This is a genomic window from Agrobacterium bohemicum (assembly GCF_001562555.1).
GTDB lineage: Bacteria > Pseudomonadota > Alphaproteobacteria > Rhizobiales > Rhizobiaceae > Agrobacterium > Agrobacterium bohemicum.
On sequence record NZ_KQ961033.1, the window covers coordinates 126799 to 151269 of the forward strand.

General features: G+C 55.3%; 24 protein-coding genes and 1 tRNA gene. 3 read left to right on the plus strand and 22 right to left on the minus strand.

Annotation, left to right across the window (positions count from 1 at the left end):
* Nucleotides 1-43: 43 nt before the first annotated feature.
* Nucleotides 44-385: an XdhC family protein gene (locus ATO67_RS17580; RefSeq protein ID WP_425352230.1), complete on the plus strand. Its 342-nt coding sequence runs from the start codon at nt 44-46 to the stop codon at nt 383-385.
* A complete protein-coding gene (locus tag ATO67_RS17585; RefSeq protein WP_067652317.1) occupies nt 385-1089 on the plus strand; it encodes an XdhC family protein in 705 nt (234 codons plus the stop codon). The genes ATO67_RS17580 and ATO67_RS17585 overlap by 1 nt, the downstream gene beginning before the upstream one ends.
* Here ATO67_RS17585 and ATO67_RS17590 read toward each other — a convergent pair.
* The 4 genes from ATO67_RS17590 to ATO67_RS17605 are packed head-to-tail and all read right to left on the minus strand — an operon-like array spanning nt 1078 to nt 5452.
* A complete protein-coding gene (locus ATO67_RS17590; RefSeq protein WP_067652319.1) occupies nt 1078-1695 on the minus strand; it encodes a nucleotidyltransferase family protein in 618 nt (205 codons plus the stop codon). The two genes, ATO67_RS17585 and ATO67_RS17590, sit on opposite strands and share 12 nt — an antisense overlap.
* Before the next feature lie 39 nt (nt 1696-1734).
* Nucleotides 1735-2781: a glutathione synthase gene (locus ATO67_RS17595; RefSeq protein WP_067652321.1), complete on the minus strand. Its 1047-nt coding sequence runs from the start codon at nt 2779-2781 to the stop codon at nt 1735-1737.
* An 11-nt stretch (nt 2782-2792) separates the two neighbouring features.
* Complete coding sequence (locus ATO67_RS17600; protein WP_067652323.1) at nt 2793-4667, minus strand: flavohemoglobin expression-modulating QEGLA motif protein; 1875 nt, start codon at nt 4665-4667, stop codon at nt 2793-2795.
* Nucleotides 4664-5452: an N-formylglutamate amidohydrolase gene (locus ATO67_RS17605; protein WP_067652325.1), complete on the minus strand. Its 789-nt coding sequence runs from the start codon at nt 5450-5452 to the stop codon at nt 4664-4666. The genes ATO67_RS17600 and ATO67_RS17605 overlap by 4 nt, the downstream gene beginning before the upstream one ends.
* Before the next feature lie 242 nt (nt 5453-5694).
* On the opposite strand from ATO67_RS17605, the gene ATO67_RS17610 reads away from it, so the two are divergent.
* Nucleotides 5695-5784 (plus strand) — tRNA-Ser (locus tag ATO67_RS17610).
* Between the two features lie 121 nt (nt 5785-5905).
* On the opposite strand, the gene ATO67_RS17615 is transcribed toward ATO67_RS17610, so the two are convergent.
* The 18 genes from ATO67_RS17615 to ATO67_RS17700 all read right to left on the minus strand — a co-directional run bounded on the left by ATO67_RS17615 (nt 5906) and on the right by ATO67_RS17700 (nt 24446).
* Nucleotides 5906-6730: an SHOCT domain-containing protein gene (locus tag ATO67_RS17615; protein ID WP_245304018.1), complete on the minus strand. Its 825-nt coding sequence runs from the start codon at nt 6728-6730 to the stop codon at nt 5906-5908.
* A 594-nt stretch (nt 6731-7324) separates the two neighbouring features.
* Nucleotides 7325-8410, minus strand: coding sequence for an ABC transporter ATP-binding protein (locus tag ATO67_RS17620; protein WP_067652327.1), 1086 nt, complete (start codon nt 8408-8410; stop codon nt 7325-7327).
* Complete coding sequence (locus ATO67_RS17625; protein ID WP_067652329.1) at nt 8407-9207, minus strand: ABC transporter permease; 801 nt, start codon at nt 9205-9207, stop codon at nt 8407-8409. Before ATO67_RS17625 ends, ATO67_RS17620 begins: the two co-directional genes overlap by 4 nt.
* The gene (locus tag ATO67_RS17630; protein WP_067652331.1) at nt 9207-10076 is read right to left on the minus strand and encodes an ABC transporter permease; all 870 of its coding nucleotides are present in this window, start codon (nt 10074-10076) and stop codon (nt 9207-9209) included. The genes ATO67_RS17625 and ATO67_RS17630 overlap by 1 nt, the downstream gene beginning before the upstream one ends.
* Nucleotides 10077-10170: 94 nt before the next feature.
* Nucleotides 10171-11181: an ABC transporter substrate-binding protein gene (locus ATO67_RS17635; RefSeq protein WP_067652333.1), complete on the minus strand. Its 1011-nt coding sequence runs from the start codon at nt 11179-11181 to the stop codon at nt 10171-10173.
* 214 nt (nt 11182-11395) lie between these two features.
* Complete coding sequence (locus ATO67_RS17640) at nt 11396-12859, minus strand: aldehyde dehydrogenase (protein ID WP_067652335.1); 1464 nt, start codon at nt 12857-12859, stop codon at nt 11396-11398.
* 3 nt (nt 12860-12862) lie between these two features.
* A complete protein-coding gene (locus ATO67_RS17645; protein WP_067652337.1) occupies nt 12863-13903 on the minus strand; it encodes an LLM class flavin-dependent oxidoreductase in 1041 nt (346 codons plus the stop codon).
* Nucleotides 13904-13905: 2 nt separating this feature from the next.
* Complete coding sequence (locus tag ATO67_RS17650) at nt 13906-14835, minus strand: flavin reductase family protein (protein ID WP_067652339.1); 930 nt, start codon at nt 14833-14835, stop codon at nt 13906-13908.
* The gene (locus ATO67_RS17655) at nt 14832-15668 is read right to left on the minus strand and encodes an alpha/beta fold hydrolase (protein ID WP_082760315.1); all 837 of its coding nucleotides are present in this window, start codon (nt 15666-15668) and stop codon (nt 14832-14834) included. Before ATO67_RS17655 ends, ATO67_RS17650 begins: the two co-directional genes overlap by 4 nt.
* A 14-nt stretch (nt 15669-15682) precedes the next feature.
* A complete protein-coding gene (locus ATO67_RS17660; RefSeq protein ID WP_067652341.1) occupies nt 15683-16285 on the minus strand; it encodes an amino acid synthesis family protein in 603 nt (200 codons plus the stop codon).
* A gap of 232 nt (nt 16286-16517) precedes the next feature.
* Complete coding sequence (locus ATO67_RS17665; RefSeq protein ID WP_067652343.1) at nt 16518-17219, minus strand: GntR family transcriptional regulator; 702 nt, start codon at nt 17217-17219, stop codon at nt 16518-16520.
* 151 nt (nt 17220-17370) lie between these two features.
* A complete protein-coding gene (gene purU, locus ATO67_RS17670; protein WP_067652345.1) occupies nt 17371-18255 on the minus strand; it encodes a formyltetrahydrofolate deformylase in 885 nt (294 codons plus the stop codon).
* 71 nt (nt 18256-18326) lie between these two features.
* Nucleotides 18327-19634: a type III glutamate--ammonia ligase gene (gene glnT, locus ATO67_RS17675; RefSeq protein WP_067652460.1), complete on the minus strand. Its 1308-nt coding sequence runs from the start codon at nt 19632-19634 to the stop codon at nt 18327-18329.
* Between the two features lie 83 nt (nt 19635-19717).
* Complete coding sequence (locus tag ATO67_RS17680; RefSeq protein ID WP_067652347.1) at nt 19718-21046, minus strand: FMN-binding glutamate synthase family protein; 1329 nt, start codon at nt 21044-21046, stop codon at nt 19718-19720.
* A 15-nt stretch (nt 21047-21061) separates the two neighbouring features.
* Nucleotides 21062-21748: a GltB/FmdC/FwdC-like GXGXG domain-containing protein gene (locus ATO67_RS17685; protein ID WP_067652349.1), complete on the minus strand. Its 687-nt coding sequence runs from the start codon at nt 21746-21748 to the stop codon at nt 21062-21064.
* Nucleotides 21749-21777: 29 nt separating this feature from the next.
* Nucleotides 21778-22683 (minus strand): class II glutamine amidotransferase, encoded by a 906-nt coding sequence (locus ATO67_RS17690; protein ID WP_067652462.1) that lies wholly within the window; start codon nt 22681-22683, stop codon nt 21778-21780.
* A 91-nt stretch (nt 22684-22774) separates the two neighbouring features.
* A complete protein-coding gene (locus ATO67_RS17695; RefSeq protein WP_067652352.1) occupies nt 22775-23434 on the minus strand; it encodes a helix-turn-helix domain-containing protein in 660 nt (219 codons plus the stop codon).
* A 37-nt stretch (nt 23435-23471) separates the two neighbouring features.
* A complete protein-coding gene (locus ATO67_RS17700) occupies nt 23472-24446 on the minus strand; it encodes a GlxA family transcriptional regulator (protein WP_067652354.1) in 975 nt (324 codons plus the stop codon).
* Nucleotides 24447-24471: the final 25 nt, after the last annotated feature.

Genomic DNA, 24471 nt, shown 5'->3' on the forward strand with positions numbered 1-24471 from the left:
ATCGGCGCTGCCAGTAAAAACCTGCCGCAATCGAGAAATGGAGATGAGTTTGAAAACGACCGGTCACGATCAAACGAATGATCCCTTGAGCCGCGCTGAGCACTGGAAAAAAAGTGGCCGCAAGGTCGCTGTCGCAACGGTTATCGAGACTTGGGGATCGGCACCGAGGCCCGTTGGCAGCCATCTGGTCATAGACTCGGATGGTCACTTCGAAGGCTCTGTTTCAGGAGGATGCGTTGAAGGTGCGGTTCTCTCTGCCGCAATCGATGTCATCGAAAACGGTGTGCCACAGATGCTTGAATTTGGCGTGGCAGACGCAACGGCGTGGTCTGTGGGCCTGTCATGCGGTGGTCGCATTCGCATCTACGTCGAAAGACTTCAGTAATGGATACTGCGAGCCTCGAGAAACTAAACCATTTCCGTCTCGCACGGGTACCGGTAGCGCTGGTTACCGATATTCAAAGCGGCATCAGCATTGTCGTTTCAGACAAAACTTCAGTTCACGGCGATCTCGGCGAAGCGATCGCCGCCGCGCTTCATTCTGGAAAGTCCGGCAACGTCACAATCGAAGATATCACGTACTTCATCAACGTATATCTCCCCCGGCCGCGCATCCTCATCATCGGTGCCGTTCATATCAGTCAGGCACTTCTGCCCATGGCAAAACTCGCTGGCTTCGACGTCACCATCATCGATCCACGCACGGCATTCGCGACAGCAGAACGTTTTGCGAATGCCGATCTGATCGCGGATTGGCCCGAAGACGTTTTGCAAATCAGGCCGCTGGACCCGCATACCGCGCTTGTTGCTCTGACGCATGATCCGAAGATAGACGATTTCCCCTTGACTGAAGCTTTGCGATCGCGGTGCTTTTATGTCGGTGCGCTCGGCAGTCGAAAATCCCATCAAGCGCGTCTGCAGCGCTTGCAAGATCAGGGCATCGATGAGGCTCAGCTTGCGCTCATTCACGGACCAATCGGACTTAATATCGGTGCAGCAAGCCCCGCCGAAATTGCCGTTTCCATTCTGGCAGAGATCATCAGCACGATGCGGTCTGGTGCCCGCGTTCGGTCCCTGTCAAGTGGTTGACGCGCTGACAAACACGCCACCCGCCGCTGCCACCTCTTCCAGCGTATCGACATCAAGTTCGGCAGCGCGTCCAATTTCAATATTTATGACGGGCAAGGTAGAGGACTTGATCAAGTGGCGTGCTCCGACATCTCCCTGCACTTCCAAAACAGCATCTCGCAACGAACGTGGCAAGATAACAGGGTTTCCAGGTTTCCCATCGGACACGGCCCGCACGATTGAAATCGCACCGGCGTCTTGGAACGCCTTGATCATCCGATCCAAATGCTCAGTCGTGATATCGGGCATGTCCGCCAACATCACCATAATCCCGTCAGCATCTTGAGCCTCGGTTGCGACAAAGCCTACCCCGATTGAACTTGCCATCCCCAAAGCAAAGTCTGGATTTACAACCATCTGGACTTCAATGCCGGACAAGATGTTGCGCTGCTCTGCATGCCCGTGCCCCAAGACGACCGTGACAGATATGGCCTCACTGTCTACCGCAGCCGTCACCATTCGGCGCAGAAGCGGCACCCCGTCAAACTCTGCAAGGAGCTTGTGAAAGCCATCCTTGCCGGTGCGGCTGGACATCCCAGCCGCCAATAGAATGATCGCAACGGTCATCAGGTCTTCCCATTCTTGGAGGCAGACTGCGTTGGCAGCTCAAAGGGTCGCCAACAGTCGGTTGTTCAGAACGCCCGCTGAGGCCTGCTGCATAGCAACTTTCTTCTCGATAGCCTCAATCACCGTCTCAGTGAAATCTACCTTTGTAAGATCACGAATGTGGGCCAAACCACCAGGTGAAAAGACGTTCACTTCCAAAATTTTATCGCCGACGATGTCCAGACCGACGAGAAACATGCCGTCCTCGACAAGCTTGGGGCGCATCATCTCCGCTAGTGCTAGCACCTCGTCAGAAACCTCAACTGCCTCCGCTGTACCACTGGCATGAATATTGGAGCGCAAATCTCCCTCTGCCGGAACGCGACGAAGCGCAGCATAACTACCGTCGCGCATCAATGGCTCACCGTTCATCATGAAAAAGCGGATGTCACCGCCTTTCGCAGCAGGGAGATAAGCCTGGGCGATGAGGTAGCCCTCTACGCTGATGGCCTCAAAAATCTGGTTGAGATTGGCTTCCTTGCTGGAACTGATTTTAAAGACGTTCTTTCCGCCAGATCCCTGCAAAGGCTTGACGATGACGCCCTTGGGGTGACCATCTGCGAAAGCTCTGATCTCCTCGACATTGCGCGAGATCAACGTCGTTGGACGAACGATTTCGGGAAAACCCTGGAAATATAGCTTGTTTTGCGCCAGAGCCAGACCTTCCGGATCGTTCAAGACGACAACGCCGCGCTGTTCTGCAAGGCGACCGAACAATATCCCCGAGTGAACAGCCCATGGCCGTGCAGTTTGATCCAGCGAAGGATCATTGCGCAGCATCAGCGCGTCGATATCTTCGACATCCATCGTTTTCCGCTCGGCTTTCTTATCCTGCAAGACCGCATGGAAATTCTCGATCTTCTTGTACTTCTGGCGTGGCAATACCAAGCCATGAACCACAAGACTGTCATCTTGCCTTAGTGTGAAATCCCCCGGAGTAAGATAGACCACCTCATGACCGCGATTCAGTGCGGCCATTGCCAGCAACCCCGTCGCAAAGGTCGGTTGCTCGCCCTCGATTGAATTGACGAAAAATGCAAGACGCATGCGTCCCTCCCTTATAACGTTGCCATTTCTGCTATCGATAAACCTGATCTTATTTTTTCCAGCCGCTCACTTGCCTTCGCTGGCGAAAGAAATGCTGGGCGTATCCCAGGGGGGTGAAGAAGGCCGCGAAGCGCAAGCTCCTGCATGACAGGGAAATGTGCCGCAGAAATTTTGCCCATCCAGAACGGATCGAGCGCACCACCTTTTCTTAAATGACTTTGAATCTCGACAAGGCCGCGAAGATAGATCGCATCCTTGGATAACCCTCCGCCCCTGTATATGCGCAGCACCATATTGAACGCATTGGCGTCCTCAAAACCGTGTTTGTGCGTCATTATACGAAACGTATCGACGAAACTCGCTCCGTCCAGCATGGCGGCACAGCCAACCACACGGGCTGCGATAAGACGCAACCTGTCTCTCGTCATGCCGCCGGAAAGATGCTCTGCCAGCACCGCCAGACCTTCCTGAACACCTTCGTAGCCAGAAAGGCCAGTGCGAAAGAGACGAAGACCCTGCGCGGAGCCATTGAAATATGTCAGCAAATGGACGCCTATCTCGTGATGCAAAAGCGCATCGAGGCGTCTACGTTCCATAACAGTGTGGCGGGATACCAATAGCTTTTCACCCGTCACCATCAAACCTGGTGGAAGGTCGTCTCTAATTTCGACCCGCGCCTTGAATTCGGGATTTTCTTCGCGGTAGGCATCCACCATTTCCCGCGCCTTCTTCGTCACCTCGTAACAATCCACCATGGCGATTTCACCAGCTTCATCGTGACGGGTGCAGCGGGCCAAGACATCTTCTGCAAGCGATATCAGCGGTGGCTCCACCGAGCCATACAAGGCACGGCTGAAGTCCGTGAACTGGCGCAGATGCAGATGCGCCAGCATCGTCAGTTGAAGGTCGATCTCCTGCTGTTTTTCACGGTAAAGATGATAGAGAACCGGATCTTCAAGATGATCGAAGGCAACGGAATAAAGCTTCCGCTTCTGCTCCTCAACATCGACGCCAAGCGGTCGATAAAGGAAATGTGGTGCATATTGCGAATTGCCTTCATTGAATTCAGCAAAGGCTTTTCGTGCATTTATCGGCGTAACGGACAACAAAAAGTCGAACGAGGCTGCAATCTCGTCTATCGAACGATCGGCACGACGCACAGCATCCACGAATGCTTTTCGACCGAGCGCACGGTGAGACGTAATTTTGAACGCATCGGACTGACTTGAGAACGCCGAAAAGGCACGCAATCCAGCATCGAACAGATCGGCGATCATCGTTTCGCGAAGGCCTGGATAGTCCGCCCCAGATTCAGGTTGACGGTAGATCGGCGCGAAACGCACGCTGATGCATGGGAACTCTAGCCCTGCTGCTTTCAGTTTGGCAACATGATCATCAGTTTCATCAGGACGGGTAATGCGCGGTGTGCGGAACCTGATGTCCGCATCGCAAATTGCTTTGATAAATACCCGTTTTGCGTCCTGCGTCGCGGGTTCCGAGGTTGCCGAAACAGCAACTTCGTAATGCGGCAGAAACGGAGAATCGTCAGCAAGAAGAACATCATGCTCAAGCTCTCCAACATCGAGCACGATAAAGGTCCCGAAGCGTTTTTGCATCTCCGAACCGACCACCTTCAGGATTGGCACAGCTTCCGAAATGTTGGACGCGATGAGATAGGAAGCATGAGCTGAAGCAATATCTCGGGCAGCCAGCTTTTTAGAACCGTTGGTCAAATGCAGGCAAAGGAATGGCAGTGAACGATCCACATGAAGGCGGCCATCAGCCCCTATATCCTGGCGGATTGCTTTGCCCTCCGCCAAACAATCCTTAATATCTTCCAATACATCAAACAGAATTGAAGGCTTTCTAGCATCAGACGCTGTCATTGTCGGGTCCTCAGCAATTCTTCCAGCACCGGCTCCAACGCCGTAATCGAATCGCGGATATCCTGAATGACTTTTGTGTCCGGTTGCCCCGTCCACTCATCCATGAAGATTTTTTTGAACTCGATGGCTATCGCACAGCCGTTTTTAGGGAAATGCTCATGGATGAACCGGGTCTGCTCTCCCTTGCCCTGAAACGCCACATTCTCGCGCACGTCCAACCGCCGACCTCCAATGCTTGCATGACTGAAGTGATCGATAACGGTATCAACGACATCCGCCCAACGGCCTCTGTCCATTGATGATGTCCCAATGTTGATATCCGGAGCCTTGTGTTGTTCCGTCGGTGAAGCGTCGGCACCGCCTCGTCTGTGGTTATAGCTGTGCACATCCAAAACAATAAAGGCGCCATGGCGTTGTTCGATCGCCGCCAGCATTTGCCGCAACATCGCATAATAATCATCGTGAAAAGCAAGCGAACCATGTAGCACCGGCTCGGGCGGACGCTTGATCCAAACGTCCAGTCCCCACGATTGTTCGGGCACAAGATAAATCGCTTGATTCCTTGCACGATTAAGATCGATCTCGAAGCGAGATTGATGCACCACGATCTGATTAGCGAGGCCCGCAATCATTTCCGCCGTGAAAGGGTCTTCTTCCCGCAATCTCTCTTCATCTGACAGAGCCATGAGCGGTAGCACGTCGTCACGAGTGGCGTGGCCGTCATGAATGGCCGTTCCAACAACGGCAGACAATCCGCGCTCCACAGACCAGAACCGCCTGTTCATGTCATTATTCGCAGCCGCCACGCTCGGTCCCGCCGGTTATTCGTAAACCGCAAACAGCGGAACTGTAAATTTTGTTCCGATTTGATTACCCGTGTGAAAAAGCACCCAGGTGCCAGCATGGATGTCGCATCGAGAAAATCGAAAACTTGTGCAAGCACTACCTCATCAGACATTTAACCCTTGCAAACCAAAGGATTGCTGGTTATGAGAACGCCCGCACGATCCTCACAGTTCGTGCCCGCGGAGAGGTGGCAGAGTGGTCGAATGCACCGCACTCGAAATGCGGCATACCTGCAAGGGTATCGTGGGTTCAAATCCCACCCTCTCCGCCATCGTGAACCTTGGGTGACAAGGCTTCATCATACAGAGGTTATTAGTCATCCCCCGGCACTTCCTCCTATGAGCCGGTTTTCCTCTTAATATCTGTATCATGCACTTTCTTCGCCGCTACCTTTACAACCGATCAAGTAGTTCTGTCTTTTTCGCTGCAAATTCTTCGTCCGAAATTATACCTTTCGAGCGCAGACCTGCGAGCCGTTCAATCTTGCTGATGATATCGTCTTGATCAAAAGCTGTCGGACCGGAGACAACACTCATGCTTGGAGGCGTCATAGACGGAACTGGTATCGGTTGAACCTGAATGGGAACCGGTCTCTGCGTGTCTTGCGGCGTCTCAGGGCTGTCGGCTGTGGTTATTATATCGAGATCAGCCACACGGACGAGACCGTGCTGAGATGTAAAGGTTAGTGACTGGTCGCCGCTCTGCTGTTGGGAAAAGCCGCCAATGTTGTGGTCCTTAGTATCGTAAACGGTGATCTGTCCGTTTACATCGATGGCCAGCCGACGGCTTGCGGGAAAGAACGCGTAACGAAGATTGTTCTGGGCACCAGTCGACGAAGCCTGTCCGAGATGTTGTGGCCAAGAACTGCTGTGCGAACTTGACTGGTAGAAAAAGCTGCTACCGTCTCCCTGGCTCTGGGACTGATGAGACCGATCTATTTTCGGGCCGGACAGTTTGCCCGACCTTATGTAATCGGCTATCTCGGAGCAGACCATATCAACCCGGTGCTTCAGGCCATTGTTGAACATGTCGCCGACCATGATCATGCCGCCGCTCGACCATTGCCCCATTCCACCAAGTTCGGGGTGATTGAACTGTGCCTGATTGGTATGGCCTGCAATCAACGCCATTGTGAGATGTTCGATGACGCCTTGGCTGACGCCGTGTCGCTGGGATAAGCCATCGACAATGCTCTGTTCCTTAGTATCCCTGATCACAAGCTGCGCTCCATTGGTTCGGAATTGTCTTATTACATTTGCGAAGCCATGAAGATAGGCGCTGCACAACTCTGTGCGACATCGATAGACATAGTTGGTGCAAGCCTCTCGAGTCTAAAAGCGCCGGAGTAATCCTTGGTATCCCTCGCGTGAGCTCCAATATCTATTGGAGATCCAGATGGCACAATCAGAAATCAAAAGACGCTGGCAAGGGCAGGTTCGCCTCCGTGGAATGAAGCCGCGTTGCAAATCACTCGATAGCAAGCTCGAAGCCGAGAAATGGGGGCGCAATCCTGAGTCACGTCCTTGAGGTCGCAATCCGCGATTGCGGCCTGCCGCTGTCAAAGAATGTCGTAGATCACGTTCGGGCGCTGAACAGAGTACAGATTGCCCATTTTCAGACGATCACTGGTACGCAAACGTGGTTATGTAATCTACAACCGCTGCCTCGAGAACACTGACCGCCACTGACGTAGGTTTAATACAAATTTGCAATCGGCTAGACGCAACACCCCCATGTGCCGGTTGGCTTCGGGCACACTGCAAGTCGCGGTTCGCTATCAACCCACACATATGAGAGAATGATCAGCAGTTCTAAACCTCACAAAACAAACGTGCGGCCTGAGGATCGAAATTTAGGCGAATGTGATCTCCACGACTGAGACCTGAAATGGCTTCATTTCCGAATGGTAGTCGGACAGCCAATTTTTTACCTGATGTCGTTTCGGTCATGACATGGATGTTGCTGCCGAGAAACGTGATATCACTGACCGTGGCCGCGATGCCGGTTGTTTGCTCGTTATCCTTTGAAAGGCGAATGCGTTCCGGCCGCAGCATCAAAGATGCCCTGCTACCCGAAACGGCATCACCGTGCACGGGGATGTTATCGAATACCATGCCATCTCCAAGTGAGACCGTCGCCTGCCCATCAGACGCTGACAAAAGATCGCAGGCGATGAAATCGCTATCTCCGATAAACTCTGCAACGAAGCGTGTGCGAGGATTGGCGTAGAGTTGCGACCCTGTACCGATCTGATCAATCACACCTTTCGAGAATACGGCGATCCGATCGGAGAGGCGCAGGGCTTCCTCCTGGTCATGAGTCACATACAGAATTGTGACCTCGGTCTGCTGGTGAATGCGGCGTATCTCATACTGAATTTCCTCGCGCAGTTTTTTGTCGAGCGCAGAAAGCGGTTCGTCCATCAACAAAACGGGCGGATCGTAAGCCAGAGCGCGCGCAAGTGCGACGCGCTGCTGCTGTCCGCCGGACATTTGGGCCGGTTTGCGATCCTCGAAACCTTCCAGCCGCACCAGCCGCAGCATTTCCTTGACCTTGGCATCGATCGTAGCTTTCGGCAGACGGCGGACTTTCAAAGGGAAAGCAATATTTTCACCGACGGAGAGATGCGGAAACAGGGTGTAGCGTTGAAACACCATACCGATGTTGCGCTTGTGCGAGGGCGTGGACAGGAGGGACTTGCCGTCCAGTAAAATGTCGCCGGCCGTTGGGTCTTCAAAGCCTGCCAGAATATACAGCGTGGTGCTCTTGCCGGATCCGGAAGGTCCGAGAAAGGTCAGGAACTCGCCACGCTCGACCTGTAAATCGACGTTCTGTACGGCCGTGACGGGCCCGTACTGCTTCTTGATTCCTTTGATCTCCAGGAACGGTCTCGTCATGATTTCAGTCCCTTGCGCACAAGCGCAAACAGCGCCATCAAAATTACGGTGAGAAGAATAAGAAGTGTGGAGGCAGCCGCCACGACGGGGGTCAGGTCCTGCCGCAGCGTCGACCAGACCTTGACCGGCAAGGTTTGCAGCGTCGGACTGGACATAAAGATCGCCACCACGACCTCATCCCACGAGGTCAGAAACGAGAAGATCGCTGCCGAAAAGAAACCATGGCTGATCGAGGGAAGCGTGACCCTGATCTTTGCTTCAAGCGGCGAGGCACCGCACAGAACGGCCGCATCTTCGATCGACTTATCGAAACCCTCAAGCGCCTTGGTGATCGACAGAATGGAGAATGGCAGTGCTAGAACAAGATGCGATATGAGGAACCCGAGCGTCGTGCCGTTAAGGCCGATCTGCAGAAAGAATGCGTAGAGAGCGACGGCCAGCACCACGACCGGCAGGATCATAGGCGTGAGGAACAAAGCTCTCAACGCCTCTCGGAACATGAACTTGCCACGCACAAGACCGAAGGAGGTGACGAGGCCGAGCAGCACTGACAGGACTGTGACCATGGCGGCGATCTTGAAGCTGGTCCAAGCGGACTCGAGCCAACGCGGATCGGCGAAGAAATTGGCATACCATTTCAGCGTCCAACCCGGCGGCGGAAAGATCAGCCATTGCGAGGAACCGAACGATAAGGCCGCAATGAACAGGATAGGGAGCAACAGAAATGCTGCTGTGAGCAGCGTTACGCCGAGCAACGCATATTTCCACCAGCCGAGCCGTGAGAAATTCAGAAGCATCAGCGATCTCCCGAGCGTTGATCACCGAAGAAGCGAAGCTGCACAGCGTAGAGCGCGAGCGTTACCACCAGCAGCACCAGTGCCGCCGCGCCACCCATGCCCCAGTTGACCAGGGACTGCACGAATTGCGCGATGAGTTCCGCCAGCATCATGTTGGACGTGCCACCAAGCAAAGCGGGCGTGACGAAATAGCCCAGCGACATGACGAAAACCATCAATGCGCCTGCGGCCATTCCGGGTATTGTCAGCGGGAAAAGCACCCGCACCAAGGCCTGGCCGCGTGTCGCCCCGCAAAGGGCGGCGGCCTGCAAGATCGCCGGATCGATTTTGCGGATGACGCCGTAAAGCGGTAGAATGATGAAGGGCAGCATGATGTAGGTCATGCCGATGGTGACACCGACCAGATTATTGACCAAAGCCAAGGGCTTGTCGATCAACCCCATGCCGATCAACATCTTGTTGATAAGACCCGTTCGCTGCAGCAGGACCATCCACGCATAGGTACGGGCCAGAAGGTTGGTCCACATCGATAAAAGTAAAATGGCAAAAATGACCGAGGCGAGCCTGCTGGGCATGATTGCCAGCGCCCACGCCACCGGAAAGCCGATGAGCAACGATATGAATGTCACCACCGCCGACACGAGGAAGGTGTTGACGAAGATTTTAAGGTAAGTGGACGATCCCAGCAGCGCGACATAATTCGAGAGACCAAGCTGTGGCTCTGTGACACTGCGCAGCAACAGGGCGACAACAGGCACGACGAAGAACAGCATGAGGAAGACGAGCGCAGGCAACGTCCATCGCATGCCGCTCGGCCTCCTATATTGCGCAGGCGCATTCATCGTTGAAGGCTCTGTCGATGATGACATGAAATTTTTCCCTCAGGCTCTGAAAGGATCGCAGGAACGAGATGCGATGCTGCAACCGTCACTTAGCCGGCTGCAGCATTTCACAAAGCCAATCTTATTTGGCCTGCCATGCGTACCAGCGCTCGCCAATGGCGTCGCGGTTATCGGCCCAGTATTTCATATCGGCATTGACCTGACTTGCCTTCTGTTGATCAGGCAGCGTCTTGGCAACCTCCGGGTCCATCAGCTTGGCAGCGTCCACATTGATCGGAGCGTAACCGGTGGCCGTGGCCATATCGGCCTGCGCCTGTGCGGATGTGGCCAGCGCGATGAATTGCATGGCTGCATCCTTGTTCTTGGCGCCTTTCGGTACAACGAGCGAATCCGCTGCGGTGATGTTTTGCTCCCAGGATGTCTCGGCGTTGACGCCGCTGCTCTTGAGTGCCGTCATACGCCCGTTCCAGACACTGCCAAATGGGGCTTCAGCGGATGCCAGAAGCTGCTGCGACTGCGCGCCGCCGGACCACCAGACGATATCCAACTTGATGGTGTCGAGCTTCTTGAATGCGCGGTCAAGATCAAGCGGATAGAGCTTGTCAGCGGGAACGCCATCCGCCAGAAGCGCGGCTTCGATAACGCCAGGGGCCGACCACTTGTAGAATGTCCGCTTGCCGGGGAATTTTGCCGTATCGAACAGGTCCGCCCACGTCTTGGGGCAAGTATCGACTGCATCGGCGTTGCACCCGATGACGAAGGAATAATAGAAGCTGCCGACGGAATAATCTGTGACGAAGCGTGGATCGAGCTTGGATTTGTCGATGACGGAGAAGTCGAGCTTTTCGAGCATGCCGCCTTTTCCTGCCTGGGCGGCATAATCGCCCTCGACATCGACCACATCCCAGGTCACGCCTTTGGCTTCCACCATGGCTTTGATCTTGCCATAATCCGTCGGTCCGTCCTGCAGCACCTTGATGCCGGTTTTTTCGGTGAATTTATCGGCCCAAGCGGACTTCTGCGCATCCTGCGTCGTTCCGCCCCAGCTGGAAAAGACGATATCAGCGGCGAAAACCGGTGCCGATGCGGACACCGTTGCGGTAAAAGCCGCTAATGCGAATGTGATTTTCATGTTCCCGTACTCCTTGTTTTAATAGAGCTTTTTATGCGTTGCTTGTTTTTATGCTTATGCCTTTGGCGCGCTGCCTCCAAAGGGAGAAAAACGGGCTGGTTTCATGATCTTGTTTTCCCCGACCTCGATCAAATCGCGAATTCTAGAACCTCAAAATAGGCGGGTATTGCCCCGTTCTTCGGTCTGTAGGTGCGGATTTCATAAAACATCGGGGTCACCGCATCACGAAGGGATCGGGGATTGGATCATCCGACGTCCGCAGCCAGATGGTTTTGGTGCGGGTATAATCCATAACCGCCGCCATACCGCCTTCGCGCCCGTGTCCAGACAGGCCAAACCCGCCGAACGGCGCAATGGGAGAAACGGCGCGGTAGGTGTTGACCCAGACGACACCAGCGCGAATACCCTTCATCAGACGATGCGCACGGGTCAGGTTCTGCGTGAAGATGCCGGATGCGAGACCAAAAACTGTATCGTTGGCAAGGCGCAGAGCTTCTTGCTCCGTCTCGAAGGACACCACCGAAAGAACCGGGCCAAAAAACTCGTTGACCAGCGATGGCGAAGCAACGCCGTCACAATCGAGGATCGTCGGTTGGTAATAAAACCCATCACCATCGAGCGCTTTGCCCCCTGTCACAAGAACAGCACCGGCGTCGAGCGAGCGAGCAACGAGATCAATGATGCCTTTGCGCTGACGACTTGTGGCAAGAGGCCCAACTTCGGTCGCCATATCCAGTGGGGCACCAATACGGATGGCCTCAGCCTTTTGCTTCAGCAAAGCGACAAAACGGTCCTTGATGCTTCTCTCGACGATCAATCGCGAACCGGCAACGCAGCTTTGCCCGGTCGCCGCGAAAATACCGGCAACTTGCGCATTGGCCGCACTTTCAAGATCGGCATCGGCAAAGACGATGAAGGGCGATTTGCCACCCAGTTCCAGCGAGGTCGAGGCGAGGTTTTCAGCTGAGTTGCGCACCACATGGCGCGCCGTTTCCGGGCCACCAGTGAAGGCAACATGCGCGACCTTCGGATGACGCCCAAGCGCCGAACCGCAAGATGGGCCAAAGCCGTTCAGAATGTTGACGACACCCGCAGGAAACCCTGCCTCATGAATGAGCCGCGCCAGTTCCAGAAGCGGTGCCGGGCCATCCTCGGACGCCTTGACCACCATGGTGCAACCGGCTGCCAGTGCCGGACCAATTTTGACCGCCGACAGAAACAACTGGCTGTTCCATGGCACGACCATGGCGACCACACCCACCGGTTCGCGCCGCAGCCAGACATCCATGTCCGGCTTGTCGATCGGCAGATAGGAGCCTTCGATCTTGTCAGCAAGGCCCGCATAATAACGATAATAATCAGCCACGTAAGCGATCTGGGCCGAGGTCTCGCGGATGATTTTTCCGGTGTCGCGTGTTTCCAGCTCTGCCAGTTTCTGCGCATTGGCAGCCACCAGATCAGCCAGCTTATACAGCAGCTTGCCGCGTTGCGTGGCGGTAAGTTTAGGCCAGGGGCCGTCGTAAAGCGCAGTGTATGCGGCAGAAACGGCGCGGTCGACATCTGCTTCGCGGGCCTCCGGCATTGTTGCCCATGGCTTTCCCGTCGAAGGGTCAAGACTATCGAAGCGTGCCTCGCCTTCGAGAAACTGTCCATCGATGTAATACTGGAAGTGCTGCATGGTCTACTCCGCGAACGCTGGCATGACCTCAGCCATGAAGCGCTCAAGCGATGCTTTCTTTCGCTCAAAGCTCATGCCGGTGTCGATCCAGAAGGAATATTCGTCGTAACCCATGGCCTCATAGGTCTTCAAACGCGCAATGACATCATCGGCATTGCCGACGACATTGTTCTGGCGCATCGAGTTTGCGGATATCATCTCGTTTGCGGCGATCACGTCATCTGGAATGCGCTCGATCAGACCCTGGGTGACAGGCTTTTCGTTTTTAAACCAGGCGAAGAAGTAATTGTAATAGACGCTCAATTCATGGGCCGCGAGCGCAATGTCTTCCTCATCCGAACCCACATATGTGTGCCGCAACAGCATGATCTTTGGACGTTTGATGTCGGGATGCGCGGCGCAGGCGTCGTTGAAACGTGACATCAGCGTAGTGACTTCATCGTCACCCTGCCACAGCGGCGTCACCTGCACATTGCAGCCATTGGCGATGGCAAATTCATGGGAGTTAGGATCACGCGCTGCAACCCAAATTGGTGGGTAAGGCTCCTGCAGGGGCTTTGGTGCGGAAGTCGTGGCCGGAAACTTGAAGAACTCGCCGTCATGGGCATAGTCGCCATCCCATATGCCTTTGACGGCGGGGATCAGTTCACGCATGCGCTGGCCAGCGCCCCAGGCATCCAGACCCGGCGACAAGCGCTCATATTCAAAGGAATAGGCACCACGCGCAATACCGATATCCAGCCTGCCATCGCAGATGATGTCGGTCATGGCGGCTTCGCCAGCCAGCTTGATCGGGTGCCAGAAGGGCGCGATCACAGTGCCTGTACCGAGCCTGACATTCTTCGTACGACGCGCCAGATCGGCAATCGTGACGAATGGATTTGGAGCAATGGTAAAGTCCATGCCGTGATGCTCGCCGGTCCAGATGGCATGCATGCCGCCCTTATCGGCAATTTCGCAAAGCGCCACGAATTCTTCGTAGAGAGCCTTGTGGTTTTGGCTTGGATCAAGGCGTTCCATATGGACGAAAAGGGAAAATTTCACGGTTAGACGCCCTTCATGTTGATGGAGTGAACGCGTCCAACCGTTTCGTTGCCGACATAGACCCCGAAGTTACCCAGCGAACTTTCCATCGCGAAACGATTGACGATATCGGCCGTGGCGGCCGTGTTGAATGTCAGGCCCGACAGGCTGGAGGGCGAAAAGAACCGTCCTTCGTTCGGTACGCCTTCGGAAGCAAAAGCACGGTAGACAATATGCTGGCGACGTTCGGCCTTGTCTTCAAAAACGGAATATAGAAAGCCGATTGTGATGCTGAGACCCGTTAGTTCTTTGAGATAGGCGGCCAGCACGAGCGTCGGATCACCATCCGTGCTGTGGCAGGTTGGCAGTGACAGTGTTTCGGTGCCTAGCAATAATACGTCGCCATCGCTTTCGAGAACGGCACTAATTTCCAATGCGCCCTCGCTTGCCGCTGAAACTGCCTTGCCCGCCAGTTGCGGCGTGAAATAGCCCCCGCGTGCATAACCCAAACCGTTGCGGCCACTGTTGGTGAAGGCTGTAATCTGCCCAAGAAGAATGACGTGGTCGCCCGCTTCCAGCACGTTTTCCATCGTGCACTCGAACCACGCCGCCACATCATCGAAAACAGGGCAACCTTTGGGGCCATCGCTCCACGACACCGCCGCGAAACGATCCTCGACAGGCCGGGCGAAGGTGTTGGAAACATCCTTCTGCGTTTCAGAGAGAATGTTGACGGCGAAAGTTTTCGTATTTGTCATAACTGCGAAATTGCGGGAGGTGCGTGCAAGACAGACGAGCAGCATCGGCGGATCTAGCGAGACCGACGTGAACGAGTTGGCCGTAAAACCGATCGGCTTGCCATCCGAATTTCGGGTGGTAACAACCGTAACGCCGGTTGGAAAAGCGCCGAAAGCATCTCTCAATGCGCGGGGATCAATGGTATCCGGCATCATTTCGGCTCCTCTGTTTCAAGCCACTCTGCAAGCAGGCCATTCACGGCATGGGGTGCAGTCAGATTGACCATATGCCGATGCCCCTCCACGATCTTCGCCCAACCATTCGGCGTTATCTCCGCCATCTGATGCGCCATGTCTGGTGTCGAATTCGGATCGTGAGAGCCGGTCAAAAACAGCGCCGGGCAGCGAACATCGCGCCAATGGTCTGCATAAGTCTCGTCGCCGCCCGCAAAGGCGGTATAGGCAACGCCGTAACCTTGCGGATCAACCTGGCTTAACCAGTTGCGCGTGAGTTCACGCGCATGCAAGCTCTCGGCATCGTCGCCAAACCAGCGCTTCAGCGGCCCTTCGCGATCAATACCAACAGTGCCGATCGATGCAGCCCGCGCCATGACAGCAGCTTTCGCTTCCGGGTCCCGTCGATAGACACCGTTGAGGTAGGCAACCCGCTTGATGCGCTGACTGAGCGTGGCGGCAGCACCTCCGGCGATCAACGCGCCCATGGAGTGACCGGCAACGTTGGCTTTCTCGATTTTCATCTCGTCCAGAAACCGGCCAAACCAAACAACGAAGTCTTCAAGTGTGCTTCCGTCAGGCAGTCTTTCGCTTTCGCCATGGCCGGGCATATCAACCGCGATCACGCGGTGCGTCTTCGCAAAAATCCCAATCTGCGGAGCCCATGCCTCCAACCGCATACCCACGCCGTGGATCAGGACCAACGGCTCGCCAGAACCCGCCTCGACATAAGAGACGCCGCCATCGGTATGCAAACGCTGAAACTGTGGCGGCTGCGATATGTTGTCAGGCGAAACGGTGGGGCTGGTGTGCATGGCGGCGACCGATCTCAAACGCCTGCGGGATTGGCGACATCGTTACCCAGATCTTTCAGATCCTGATAACGGTCTCCGATGCGATGATGCGGGCGTCCACCGACAGATGCCCCCAGAGCAACGACGATCTCGTCTGCGGCTGGCGCATCGGGAATGGCGGTGTGAATAGTCAGGTAGTGGGAGCGACGACCCTCATCATTCTTGTCCATCAGCGGGATCATGATCGGCGCATTGGCGGGACCGCGCGTGTTGCAGAAGGCAAGATAGGATTTGGCCCCGACTGCATTGCGGTAATGATTGCCGAAGCGCAGCGTGTGAATGAGCGCCGAGGCATGTTCGATTTCACCATCGAGACCAACAACCGCCGCCTTGCCGTAACCTTCTACCGCTTCGCCCGAACCAACAGCGTCGATAATCATGCGCGTCAACAACTCGCCAAGCACCGGCGCGAGTGCGTGAATTTCGGGTTTCAGGTCCTCGACAAAGCCACGACCAGCCCATGGGTTCTTCACGACGGCGAAGGCGGAATAGAGTTTCAACGGGATCGGCGCCGCCTTCCCACCCTCGATCAAGGCGGTCTCAACCTGCAAAATCGTCTTGCGGATTTGAATGGTCATGCTCGGCCCTCAATTGAATATGAGGTTATGGTATGCCATAATATAGAGCTGTCAATAGACTTTCTGCCAACGATATATGATCGTCAGTAGATCATTATTTAATCGAATTAAATCAACTGCTTAAAGGGATAACATAAGCCGGAAACGTGGACACACACGTCACCGGTCGCATCTCGGCGTCGCGCGTAAAAATGCGTTTGGTAAGCTTATCTGAATTGAACGGACGAGGAGATTATACGCGAGGAACGGGTGACTGCGCGGAAAGGACAGCTTCGGCAATGGCCGATGCGCTGGCAACATGCTTCATTGCTGCCTGGTAAGCCGCCTCTCCATCACCCTTGCGGATGGCCTCGATGATCTTTTCCATCTGCGCGGGGCCATCGATATTGCGGCTCTCCGTCTTAATTGTCATTGAGCGCAGATGGTTGATACGGACCGTCAGCAGATTGACGATGCCCCACGCCACCGTGCGCTCCACACTGCTGAACAGTGTCTGATAGAATGCAGATGTATGCGTGAGAACGCCCTGCATGTCCTTGTCATGATAAGACTGGCGGATGCCGTGCAGCGATTTTTCCAGCGCAGCGACGATGGCGGGGTCGTTACGTTCGGCGCACAAACGTGCGGCCATGCCTTCCAGCGCACCGCGGATTTCATAGATTTGACGCGCCTCGTTCAGGTCCAGTTGCGCGACGATCGGCCCTTTGTTTGGAAGGTTGGCAACCAGCCCTTCGGATTCCAGATGTCGCAAGACTTCGCGCACGATGGTTCTGCTGACGCCAAGCTGGGCGCAGAGATCACGCTCCACCAAACGATCCCCCGGACGGAAGTGACCGCTGACGATAGCTTCCCGTACCTTCTCGAGTGCTAGTTCGCGCAACGTTTTTGCCGGACGCTCCACCTTGATTGTCGAGCCCTGCAAAATCGTATTCATTACCCGCTCCCTGTACTGAGACGCCTTCTGACGCACAACCGAATTGCTAAATAGCGACTCAGATAGGCAGCATAATATTATGGCGTACCAAATACATATCGGCGGGACATCTGTTTTGCAACTCCCTCAGACATGTGTACAGAGCCGCGGGCTACCCCATACGCTCTGAAGCATAGGAGCCAGGGCTCGGGGGAAAGACGATGGTTCGGTTGCCATTGATGAAGGTACGACGGTGAATATGCGCATGAATGGCACGCGCCAGCACCTGCGCCTCCACATCCCGGCCAAGCGACACATAATCATCAGGGCTTTGCGCGTGGGTAACGCGCACCGTATCCTGCTCGATGATCGGCCCCTCATCTAGATCGGCAGTTACGTAATGCGCTGTCGCACCAATCAGCTTTACGCCGCGTTGATACGCCTGCTTGTAGGGGTTTGCGCCCTTGAAGCTGGGCAGGAAGGAATGGTGGATGTTGATGATCTTGCCGGACATTTCGGTGCACATGCGGTCCGAGAGGATCTGCATGTAACGTGCCAGCACGATCAGTTCGGTGCCGGTGCTTTCCACCAGATCCATGATCTTTGCTTCGGCTTGCGGCTTGTTCTCCTTTGTCACGGGAATATGGTAGAAAGGAATATCGTGATTGACCACGACTTTCTGGTAGTCAAAATGGTTGGACACGACACCGACAATATCTATCGGCAGTGCACCGATCTTCCAGCGGTATAGCAGATCGTTGAGGCAATGGCCGAAGCGCGAGACCATCAACAACACTTTCATACGCTGCGTCGCGTCGTGGATCTCTGCATCCATCTGAAACTCTTGCGAGATCGGCTTCAAGCCTTCAGCGAGTTGCTTGAGAGTGGCGCCGGTCTGCGACAAAAAACTGATGCGCATGAAGAAGCGATTTGTATCCAGATCATCGAACTGGGAGCTGTCAATGATGTTGCAACCGAGCTTCGCCAGATAACCGGACAGTGCTGCAACAATACCGCGTGTCGATGTGCAGGTGACTGTCAGAATGAATTTCGTCATCGGGCGATCTCTTTTGGAAAGGCGATAAAAAGCCCCGGACGATAGCGCGGGGCTGAGCTATAAGGCGGCACCTAGACATCCAGCGTCGTGTCATGTTCCCATGATGTGAACTGGGAACAATATGTATTCCACTCGCCCTGTTTGAGTTTCAGATAAGCGCTCGAGAACTCTGTTCCCATGGCCTGCTGCAACTCGGTGTCCTTCTCGTATTCGCGAAGGGCGTCCAGCAGGTTCAAAGGCAACTTGGGCGCATCGGTAATCGTATGACCGTCGCGGTACATATCGATGTTGTGATGCGGCCCGGGATCGGCGCTGGTGCGAATGCCGGACAGGCCTGCGGCAATGATGATTGCCTGCAACAGATAAGGATTGACCGCGCCATCCGGCAGACGAAGTTCGAAACGACCAGGACCCGGCACGCGCACCATGTGGGTGCGGTTATTACCTGTCCAGGTCACCGTGTTCGGTGCCCATGTCGCCCCCGAGATCGTGCGCGGTGCATTGATGCGCTTGTAGGAATTGACGGTGGGATTGGTGACAGCCGCCAAAGCAGACGCGTGTTTCATGATCCCGCCGAGGAACGTGCGGCCCTGCGCCGAGAGGCCGAAATCCATCCCCTTGTCAGCGAATGCGTTGACCTTGCCATCCGTATCCCACACAGAGATATGGGCGTGGCAGCCATTGCCGGTCAGGCCTTTGAAGGGCTTGGGCATGAAGGTGGCGCGCAACCCGTGTTTTTCGGCAACGGATTTGACCATGAACTTGAAGAAGGAATGCTTATCGGCGGTTTGAAGCGCGTCGTCATATTCCCAGTTCATCTCGAACTGGCCGTTGGCATCCTCATGGTCGTTCTGGTAGGGCTTCCAGCCAAGCTCCAGCATGTAATCGCAGATTTCGGCGATGACATCATAGCGGCGCATCACCGCCTGTTGGTCGTAGCAAGGCTTTTCTGCGGTATCGAACTCGTCTGATATTTTCGAGCCATCCTGCGAAATCAGGAAGAATTCAGGTTCGACGCCGGTTTTAACGCGCAGCCCTTTTCCAGCCGCTTCTGCGATCAGTTTCTTCAAGAGAACGCGCGGGGCCTGTTCGACCGGCTTGTCTTCCATCACACAATCGGCAGCGACCCAGGCAACGTCTTTTTTCCACGGCAGTTGGATGACGGAGGATGGATCTGGAACGGCGAAAAGATCGGGATGGGCGGGCGTCAGATCAAGCCAGGTGGCAAAACCCGCAAAACCGGCACCGTTTTCCTGCATATCGGCAATGGCTTCGGCCGGAACCAGCTTTGCCCGCTGGCCACCGAAGAGGTCGGTAAAACTGATCATAAAATATTTGACGCCGTTTTCGGAGGCATATTGCGAGAGATCCAGTGTCACTTTGTTCCCCTTTTTGGATATCAGACACTCATCGTCAACAAGCCGCATCCTCCCAAACGCGGCCTGCTATTGCGTAAGGGGGCTTAAAAGCCACCCTTGCCAGGGTACCAGTTGGTGCCAGCCAACGGAATTTGCGCCATTGCGGCGGCTTCCATGGTCAGCGCGCAGAGGTCTTCCGGCTCCAGATTATGCAGATGGTTCTTGCCGCAGGCGCGCGCGATTGTCTGGGCTTCCAGCGTCATGACCTTGAGATAGTTGGCAAGACGCCGACCGGCAGCGATAGGCTCCAGACGCGCAGCAAGTTCCGGATCCTGCGTGGTGATGCCAGCCGGGTCTTTGCCTTCGTGCCAGTCATCATACGCGCCAGCCGTGGTGCCAAGCTTCTGGTATTCTTCTTCCCACTTCGGGTCATTATCACCCAGCGCCACAAGTGCAGCCGTTCCGATGGCAACCGCATCTGCACCCAGCGCCAGAGCTTTCGCCACATCCGCACCGGAGCGGATGCCGCCTGAAACAATCAGTTGCACCTTGCGGTGCATACCCAGATCTTGAAGCGCCTGAACGGCAGGGCGAATACAGGCAAGTGTCGGCATGCCGACATTTTCGATGAACACATCCTGCGTTGCAGCCGTGCCGCCCTGCATACCATCCAGCACCACCACATCGGCACCGGCTTTGACGGCGAGGGCTGTGTCGTAATAAGGGCGAGCGCCGCCGACCTTGATGTAGATCGGCTTTTCCCAATCGGTGATTTCGCGCAGTTCGAGTATTTTGATTTCCAGATCGTCCGGGCCGGTCCAATCCGGGTGACGGCAGGCCGAGCGCTGGTCGATGCCCTTCGGCAGGTTGCGCATATTGGCGACACGGTCGGAAATCTTCTGACCCAGAAGCATGCCGCCGCCGCCCGGTTTAGCACCTTGGCCGACCACCACTTCAATAGCATCGGCGCGGCGCAAATCCTTCGGGTTCATGCCGTAACGCGATGGCAGATACTGGTAGACCAGCGTCTGGCTGTGACCGCGCTCCTCATCCGTCATGCCGCCATCGCCCGTGGTGGTGGATGTGCCCGCCAGCGTCGCGCCGCGACCCAGCGCTTCCTTGGCATTACCCGAGAGAGCGCCGAAGGACATGCCAGCGATGGTGATGGGTGTTTTCAGGTGGATTGGCTTCTTGGCAAAACGCGTGCCGAGAACGACGGAGGTATCGCATTTTTCGCGGTAACCTTCGAGCGGATAGCGCGAGATCGAGGCCCCGAGAAACAGCAGATCATCGAAGTGCGGAACCTTCCGCTTGGTGCCACCTCCCCGGATATCATAGATGCCGGTGGCGGCGGCACGGCGGATTTCGGCCAGCGTCGCATCATCGAATGTCGCGGATTTGCGCGGCGGGGTGTGGGGATTGTGATAGCTCATGAAATGTCCCTCGCCTTAATACGCGTCGGCGTTATCGATGTTGAAATTGTAGAGCGTGCGGGCAGAGCCATACCGTTTGAACTCTTCGGGCTTCACATCTGTGACACCAGCCTTTTCCAAAAGCTCCGCCAGCTTCGCCAGATGCTTGGGCTTCATCTGCTTTTCGATGCAATCGGACCCAAGGCTCTTGACGGTACCGCGCACAAAGAGCTTGGCCTCATACAGGCTGTCGCCCAGCGCATCGCCCGCATCGCCAAGAACGACGAGGTTGCCTGACTGACCCATGAAGGCTGACATATGGCCAACATTCCCGTGCACGACGATATCGATGCCTTTCATCGAAATGGCGCAACGCGACGCCGCATTGCCCTTTATGACCAAGAGACCGCCACGACCCGTGGCCCCGGCATATTGGCTGGCATCGCCTTCGATGATGACAGTGCCGGACATCATATTTTCGGCAACGCCGGGACCAGCAGAGCCATGAACGGTGACGGTGCCGCCATCATTCATACCGGCGCAATAATAACCGACCGAACCACGCACTTCGACGGTGACGGGTGCGTCGATACCAACAGCGACCGAATGGCTGCCACGCGGATTGATGACTTCAAATTCTGTGTCATTCGCGCCTTTGGACAAGGCATGCAGCGCACTGTTGAGTTCACGCAAGGGCGTGGTGGAGAGATCGAAAACTGGCATGGTGTGAACTTTCTCGATATGGGCTTGTCTCAGGCGGCCTTGTCGTGATCCCAGAAATAGACGGTGGCCGGTTCCGGCTCCCAGACGCGCGCGGTTTCGATGCCCGGCAGATTGACCAGTGCGCGATATTCCGAACCGAAGGCGACATATTGATCCGTCTCGGCCATGACCGCAGGCTTGCAGGCGATGGGATCTCGCACAACACCGAAGCCGGATTTGGTGCCGACGACGAAGGTGAAGAAACCATCCAGATCCTCCAGAGCACCGGTCAGCGCCTCACCCAGATCCTTGCCCTTGGCCATTTCTGCCGTCAGGTACGCGGCGGCAACTTCCGAGTCGTTCTGCGTCTCGAAAGTCATGCCTTCACGCACCAGCTCGCGGCGCAGATTGTTGTGGTTGGACAGCGAACCATTGTGCACCAGGCACTGGTCAGCACCGGTCGAAAACGGATGCGCGCCAAGCGTAGTGACGGCAGATTCGGTCGCCATGCGGGTGTGGCCGATACCATGCGTCCCGCCCATGGAGCGCACGTCGAAGCGAGCAACAACATCCTTCGGCAGACCGGTTTCCTTATAGATTTCGACACTATCACCAGAACCCATGATGCGGATATTAGGCCGTATTTCAGACAGCACTGAGCGGACGGATGAAAGTTTGGCGGCGGCAATCTCGACCACAGCGTGGGTGCTCTTCACGATAACCGTGGCATCAATGCCAGCCGCGGCAAGATCGGCGTCCAGACCGCCAAAATCCACATCCGGCTGCGCTGACTGCAACGTCACCTTGGCCTTGCCAGATGCCGGTGCGCCATAGATCGCGATGCCAGCTGAGTCCGGCCCACGGTCCGTCATGGTGATGAGCATATCCGACAGCAATTCCCCAAGCTGCGGCTCGAGGCTTTTGTCTTTCAGAAACAATCCAACAATACCACACATGGCCAGCGTCTCCATTCTTCGATGGAGGAATTGCTAGCATAGAGCATTTCACATATCAACTATGAAGAATAATATTTTCTTCTAAGGCAATTTATTTCGCTTTGTTCTGCGGATAGGAAATGATTGAGATGTAACGCGCGGGCAGTTTCACAAGCTGTTCCGGGCCATGCGGCGCGTCGGCATCGAAGAACAGGCTATCGCCGGGTTGCATGGCGTAGAGACTTTCCGAGTGGCGATAGACCACCTCTCCCTCCAGCATGTAGAGAAACTCCATGCCCTCGTGCTGGAACGTAGGAAAGACATCCGAATCCGTCGTCAGCGTGATCAGATAGGGTTCGACGGTGACGCCGCTGCTGTTGTTATCGATATGGCCCAACAGGCTGTATTGATGGCCCGCACGCGTGCCGCGCCGCTCCAGATTAACGCCTTCGCCTGCCTTTACAAAAGTCGCACTGCGCGCTTCTTCGAAGCCGCGAAAAAATGCCGTCAGCGGTACACCGAGCGCGCGAGACAGCGTCTGAAGCGTTGTCAGCGATGGCGAGATATTGCCGTTTTCGATCTTGGACAGCATGCCGACAGACACGCCTGTTGCGGCGGCAAGATCTGTCACTGTGATGCCGAGCTTCTTGCGATAGGTACGCACCTCGTGGCCTATTGCCATTTCAAGATTGTTTCCGCGTGGCTCTTTTACGGCGTGCGGGTCCTGTGACAACGCCGCTCCTGAATCATCATTCGCTTCGATTTTCGCCATATTCACCTCTCGAAATTATCCTGAGAGGAATATTCCATTAATCAGCAGGAAACTTCAAACGAAAAGCACCCGGTGATTTGCCGAGCACATCTTTGCAAGCACGCGATAAATGGCTAGCACTCGAAAAGCCGGTAGCGAAGGCGATTTCCGAAATGGAAAGAGCGCTTTGCTCCAACAGGTTCTGGGCATGACGCAGGCGAATGAGGCGATAGGTTTCCAGAAAGCTTTTGCCAAGATGTTCGGTGAAGAGCCTGTCAAGATGACGGACGCTGACGCCTGCCAATTGCGCAAGCGTAGCGCGGTCCATAGGTTGCTCGATGGTCGCTTCCATTTTTTCCAGCACGGTCAACAAGGCAGGATGGTGGGTGCCGAAGCGTTGCGCTGTCGATCCACGCTGTGGCGCACCTGGTTCGGCAATGGCCGTATGCAGATACCAGTCGCTGACCCGGCGCGCAAAATGCGAGCCCATACGTTGTGAAATCATGGCATGCATCATATCGAGAGGCGCGATGCCGCCGCCGCAGGTGACCCTGTCGCCATCGATGAAGTAACGCGCTTGACGCGGGTTAAGATGTGGGAACGCCTCTTTGAAGACGCCCGCGTGTTCCCAGTGAATTGTAAAATCGCGGTTTTCCAGCAAACCGGCAGCGGCCAGAACATACGCACCGCTGGAAATTGCCCCGATCCGTACGCCTTGCCGCGCAAGCTTTCGCAAAGCGGCATAGAGACCACCACGATCGTCCCAATCCGCACGGTCACCACCCGCGCAAACGAACACCGTGTGACAGGCACTGCCATGCGCCATCAGATCATGACATTCGACACTTAGACCTGATGAACAGTGCACGGGTTGCCCGTTGGCAGACAAGGCTATTGGCTCGTAGAGCGTTAATGCTGCGATCAAATTAGCGGCTCGTAAAGGTTCGGTTGCGGATGCGAAGGACATCAGCGCGAAATTCGGCATCAATACGAAACCGATGCGTTGCAGCGTGGGAGTATCAGACCGTGACATGGCCTATATCTATCTGAAAACGTCT

What these genes read in the sequence shown, in the direction of transcription:
- ATO67_RS17700 (WP_067652354.1), bottom strand. Translation starts at nt 24,446, where the DNA reads ATGTCACGGTCTGATACTCCCACGCTGCAACGCATCGGTTTCGTATTG.
- ATO67_RS17635 (WP_067652333.1), bottom strand. Translation starts at nt 11,181, where the DNA reads ATGAAAATCACATTCGCATTAGCGGCTTTTACCGCAACGGTGTCCGCA.
- ATO67_RS17680 (WP_067652347.1), bottom strand. Translation starts at nt 21,046, where the DNA reads ATGAGCTATCACAATCCCCACACCCCGCCGCGCAAATCCGCGACATTC.
- ATO67_RS17600 (WP_067652323.1), bottom strand. Translation starts at nt 4,667, where the DNA reads ATGACAGCGTCTGATGCTAGAAAGCCTTCAATTCTGTTTGATGTATTG.
- ATO67_RS17590 (WP_067652319.1), bottom strand. Translation starts at nt 1,695, where the DNA reads ATGACCGTTGCGATCATTCTATTGGCGGCTGGGATGTCCAGCCGCACC.
- ATO67_RS17660 (WP_067652341.1), bottom strand. Translation starts at nt 16,285, where the DNA reads ATGACCATTCAAATCCGCAAGACGATTTTGCAGGTTGAGACCGCCTTG.
- ATO67_RS17585 (WP_067652317.1), top strand. Translation starts at nt 385, where the DNA reads ATGGATACTGCGAGCCTCGAGAAACTAAACCATTTCCGTCTCGCACGG.
- ATO67_RS17595 (WP_067652321.1), bottom strand. Translation starts at nt 2,781, where the DNA reads ATGCGTCTTGCATTTTTCGTCAATTCAATCGAGGGCGAGCAACCGACC.
- ATO67_RS17620 (WP_067652327.1), bottom strand. Translation starts at nt 8,410, where the DNA reads ATGACGAGACCGTTCCTGGAGATCAAAGGAATCAAGAAGCAGTACGGG.
- ATO67_RS17605 (WP_067652325.1), bottom strand. Translation starts at nt 5,452, where the DNA reads ATGAACAGGCGGTTCTGGTCTGTGGAGCGCGGATTGTCTGCCGTTGTT.
- ATO67_RS17625 (WP_067652329.1), bottom strand. Translation starts at nt 9,207, where the DNA reads ATGCTTCTGAATTTCTCACGGCTCGGCTGGTGGAAATATGCGTTGCTC.
- ATO67_RS17685 (WP_067652349.1), bottom strand. Translation starts at nt 21,748, where the DNA reads ATGCCAGTTTTCGATCTCTCCACCACGCCCTTGCGTGAACTCAACAGT.
- ATO67_RS17640 (WP_067652335.1), bottom strand. Translation starts at nt 12,859, where the DNA reads ATGCAGCACTTCCAGTATTACATCGATGGACAGTTTCTCGAAGGCGAG.
- purU (WP_067652345.1), bottom strand. Translation starts at nt 18,255, where the DNA reads ATGACGAAATTCATTCTGACAGTCACCTGCACATCGACACGCGGTATT.
- ATO67_RS17690 (WP_067652462.1), bottom strand. Translation starts at nt 22,683, where the DNA reads ATGTGTGGTATTGTTGGATTGTTTCTGAAAGACAAAAGCCTCGAGCCG.
- ATO67_RS17630 (WP_067652331.1), bottom strand. Translation starts at nt 10,076, where the DNA reads ATGTCATCATCGACAGAGCCTTCAACGATGAATGCGCCTGCGCAATAT.
- ATO67_RS17695 (WP_067652352.1), bottom strand. Translation starts at nt 23,434, where the DNA reads ATGGCGAAAATCGAAGCGAATGATGATTCAGGAGCGGCGTTGTCACAG.
- ATO67_RS17580 (WP_425352230.1), top strand. Translation starts at nt 44, where the DNA reads ATGAGTTTGAAAACGACCGGTCACGATCAAACGAATGATCCCTTGAGC.
- ATO67_RS17665 (WP_067652343.1), bottom strand. Translation starts at nt 17,219, where the DNA reads ATGAATACGATTTTGCAGGGCTCGACAATCAAGGTGGAGCGTCCGGCA.
- ATO67_RS17650 (WP_067652339.1), bottom strand. Translation starts at nt 14,835, where the DNA reads ATGATGCCGGATACCATTGATCCCCGCGCATTGAGAGATGCTTTCGGC.
- ATO67_RS17655 (WP_082760315.1), bottom strand. Translation starts at nt 15,668, where the DNA reads ATGCACACCAGCCCCACCGTTTCGCCTGACAACATATCGCAGCCGCCA.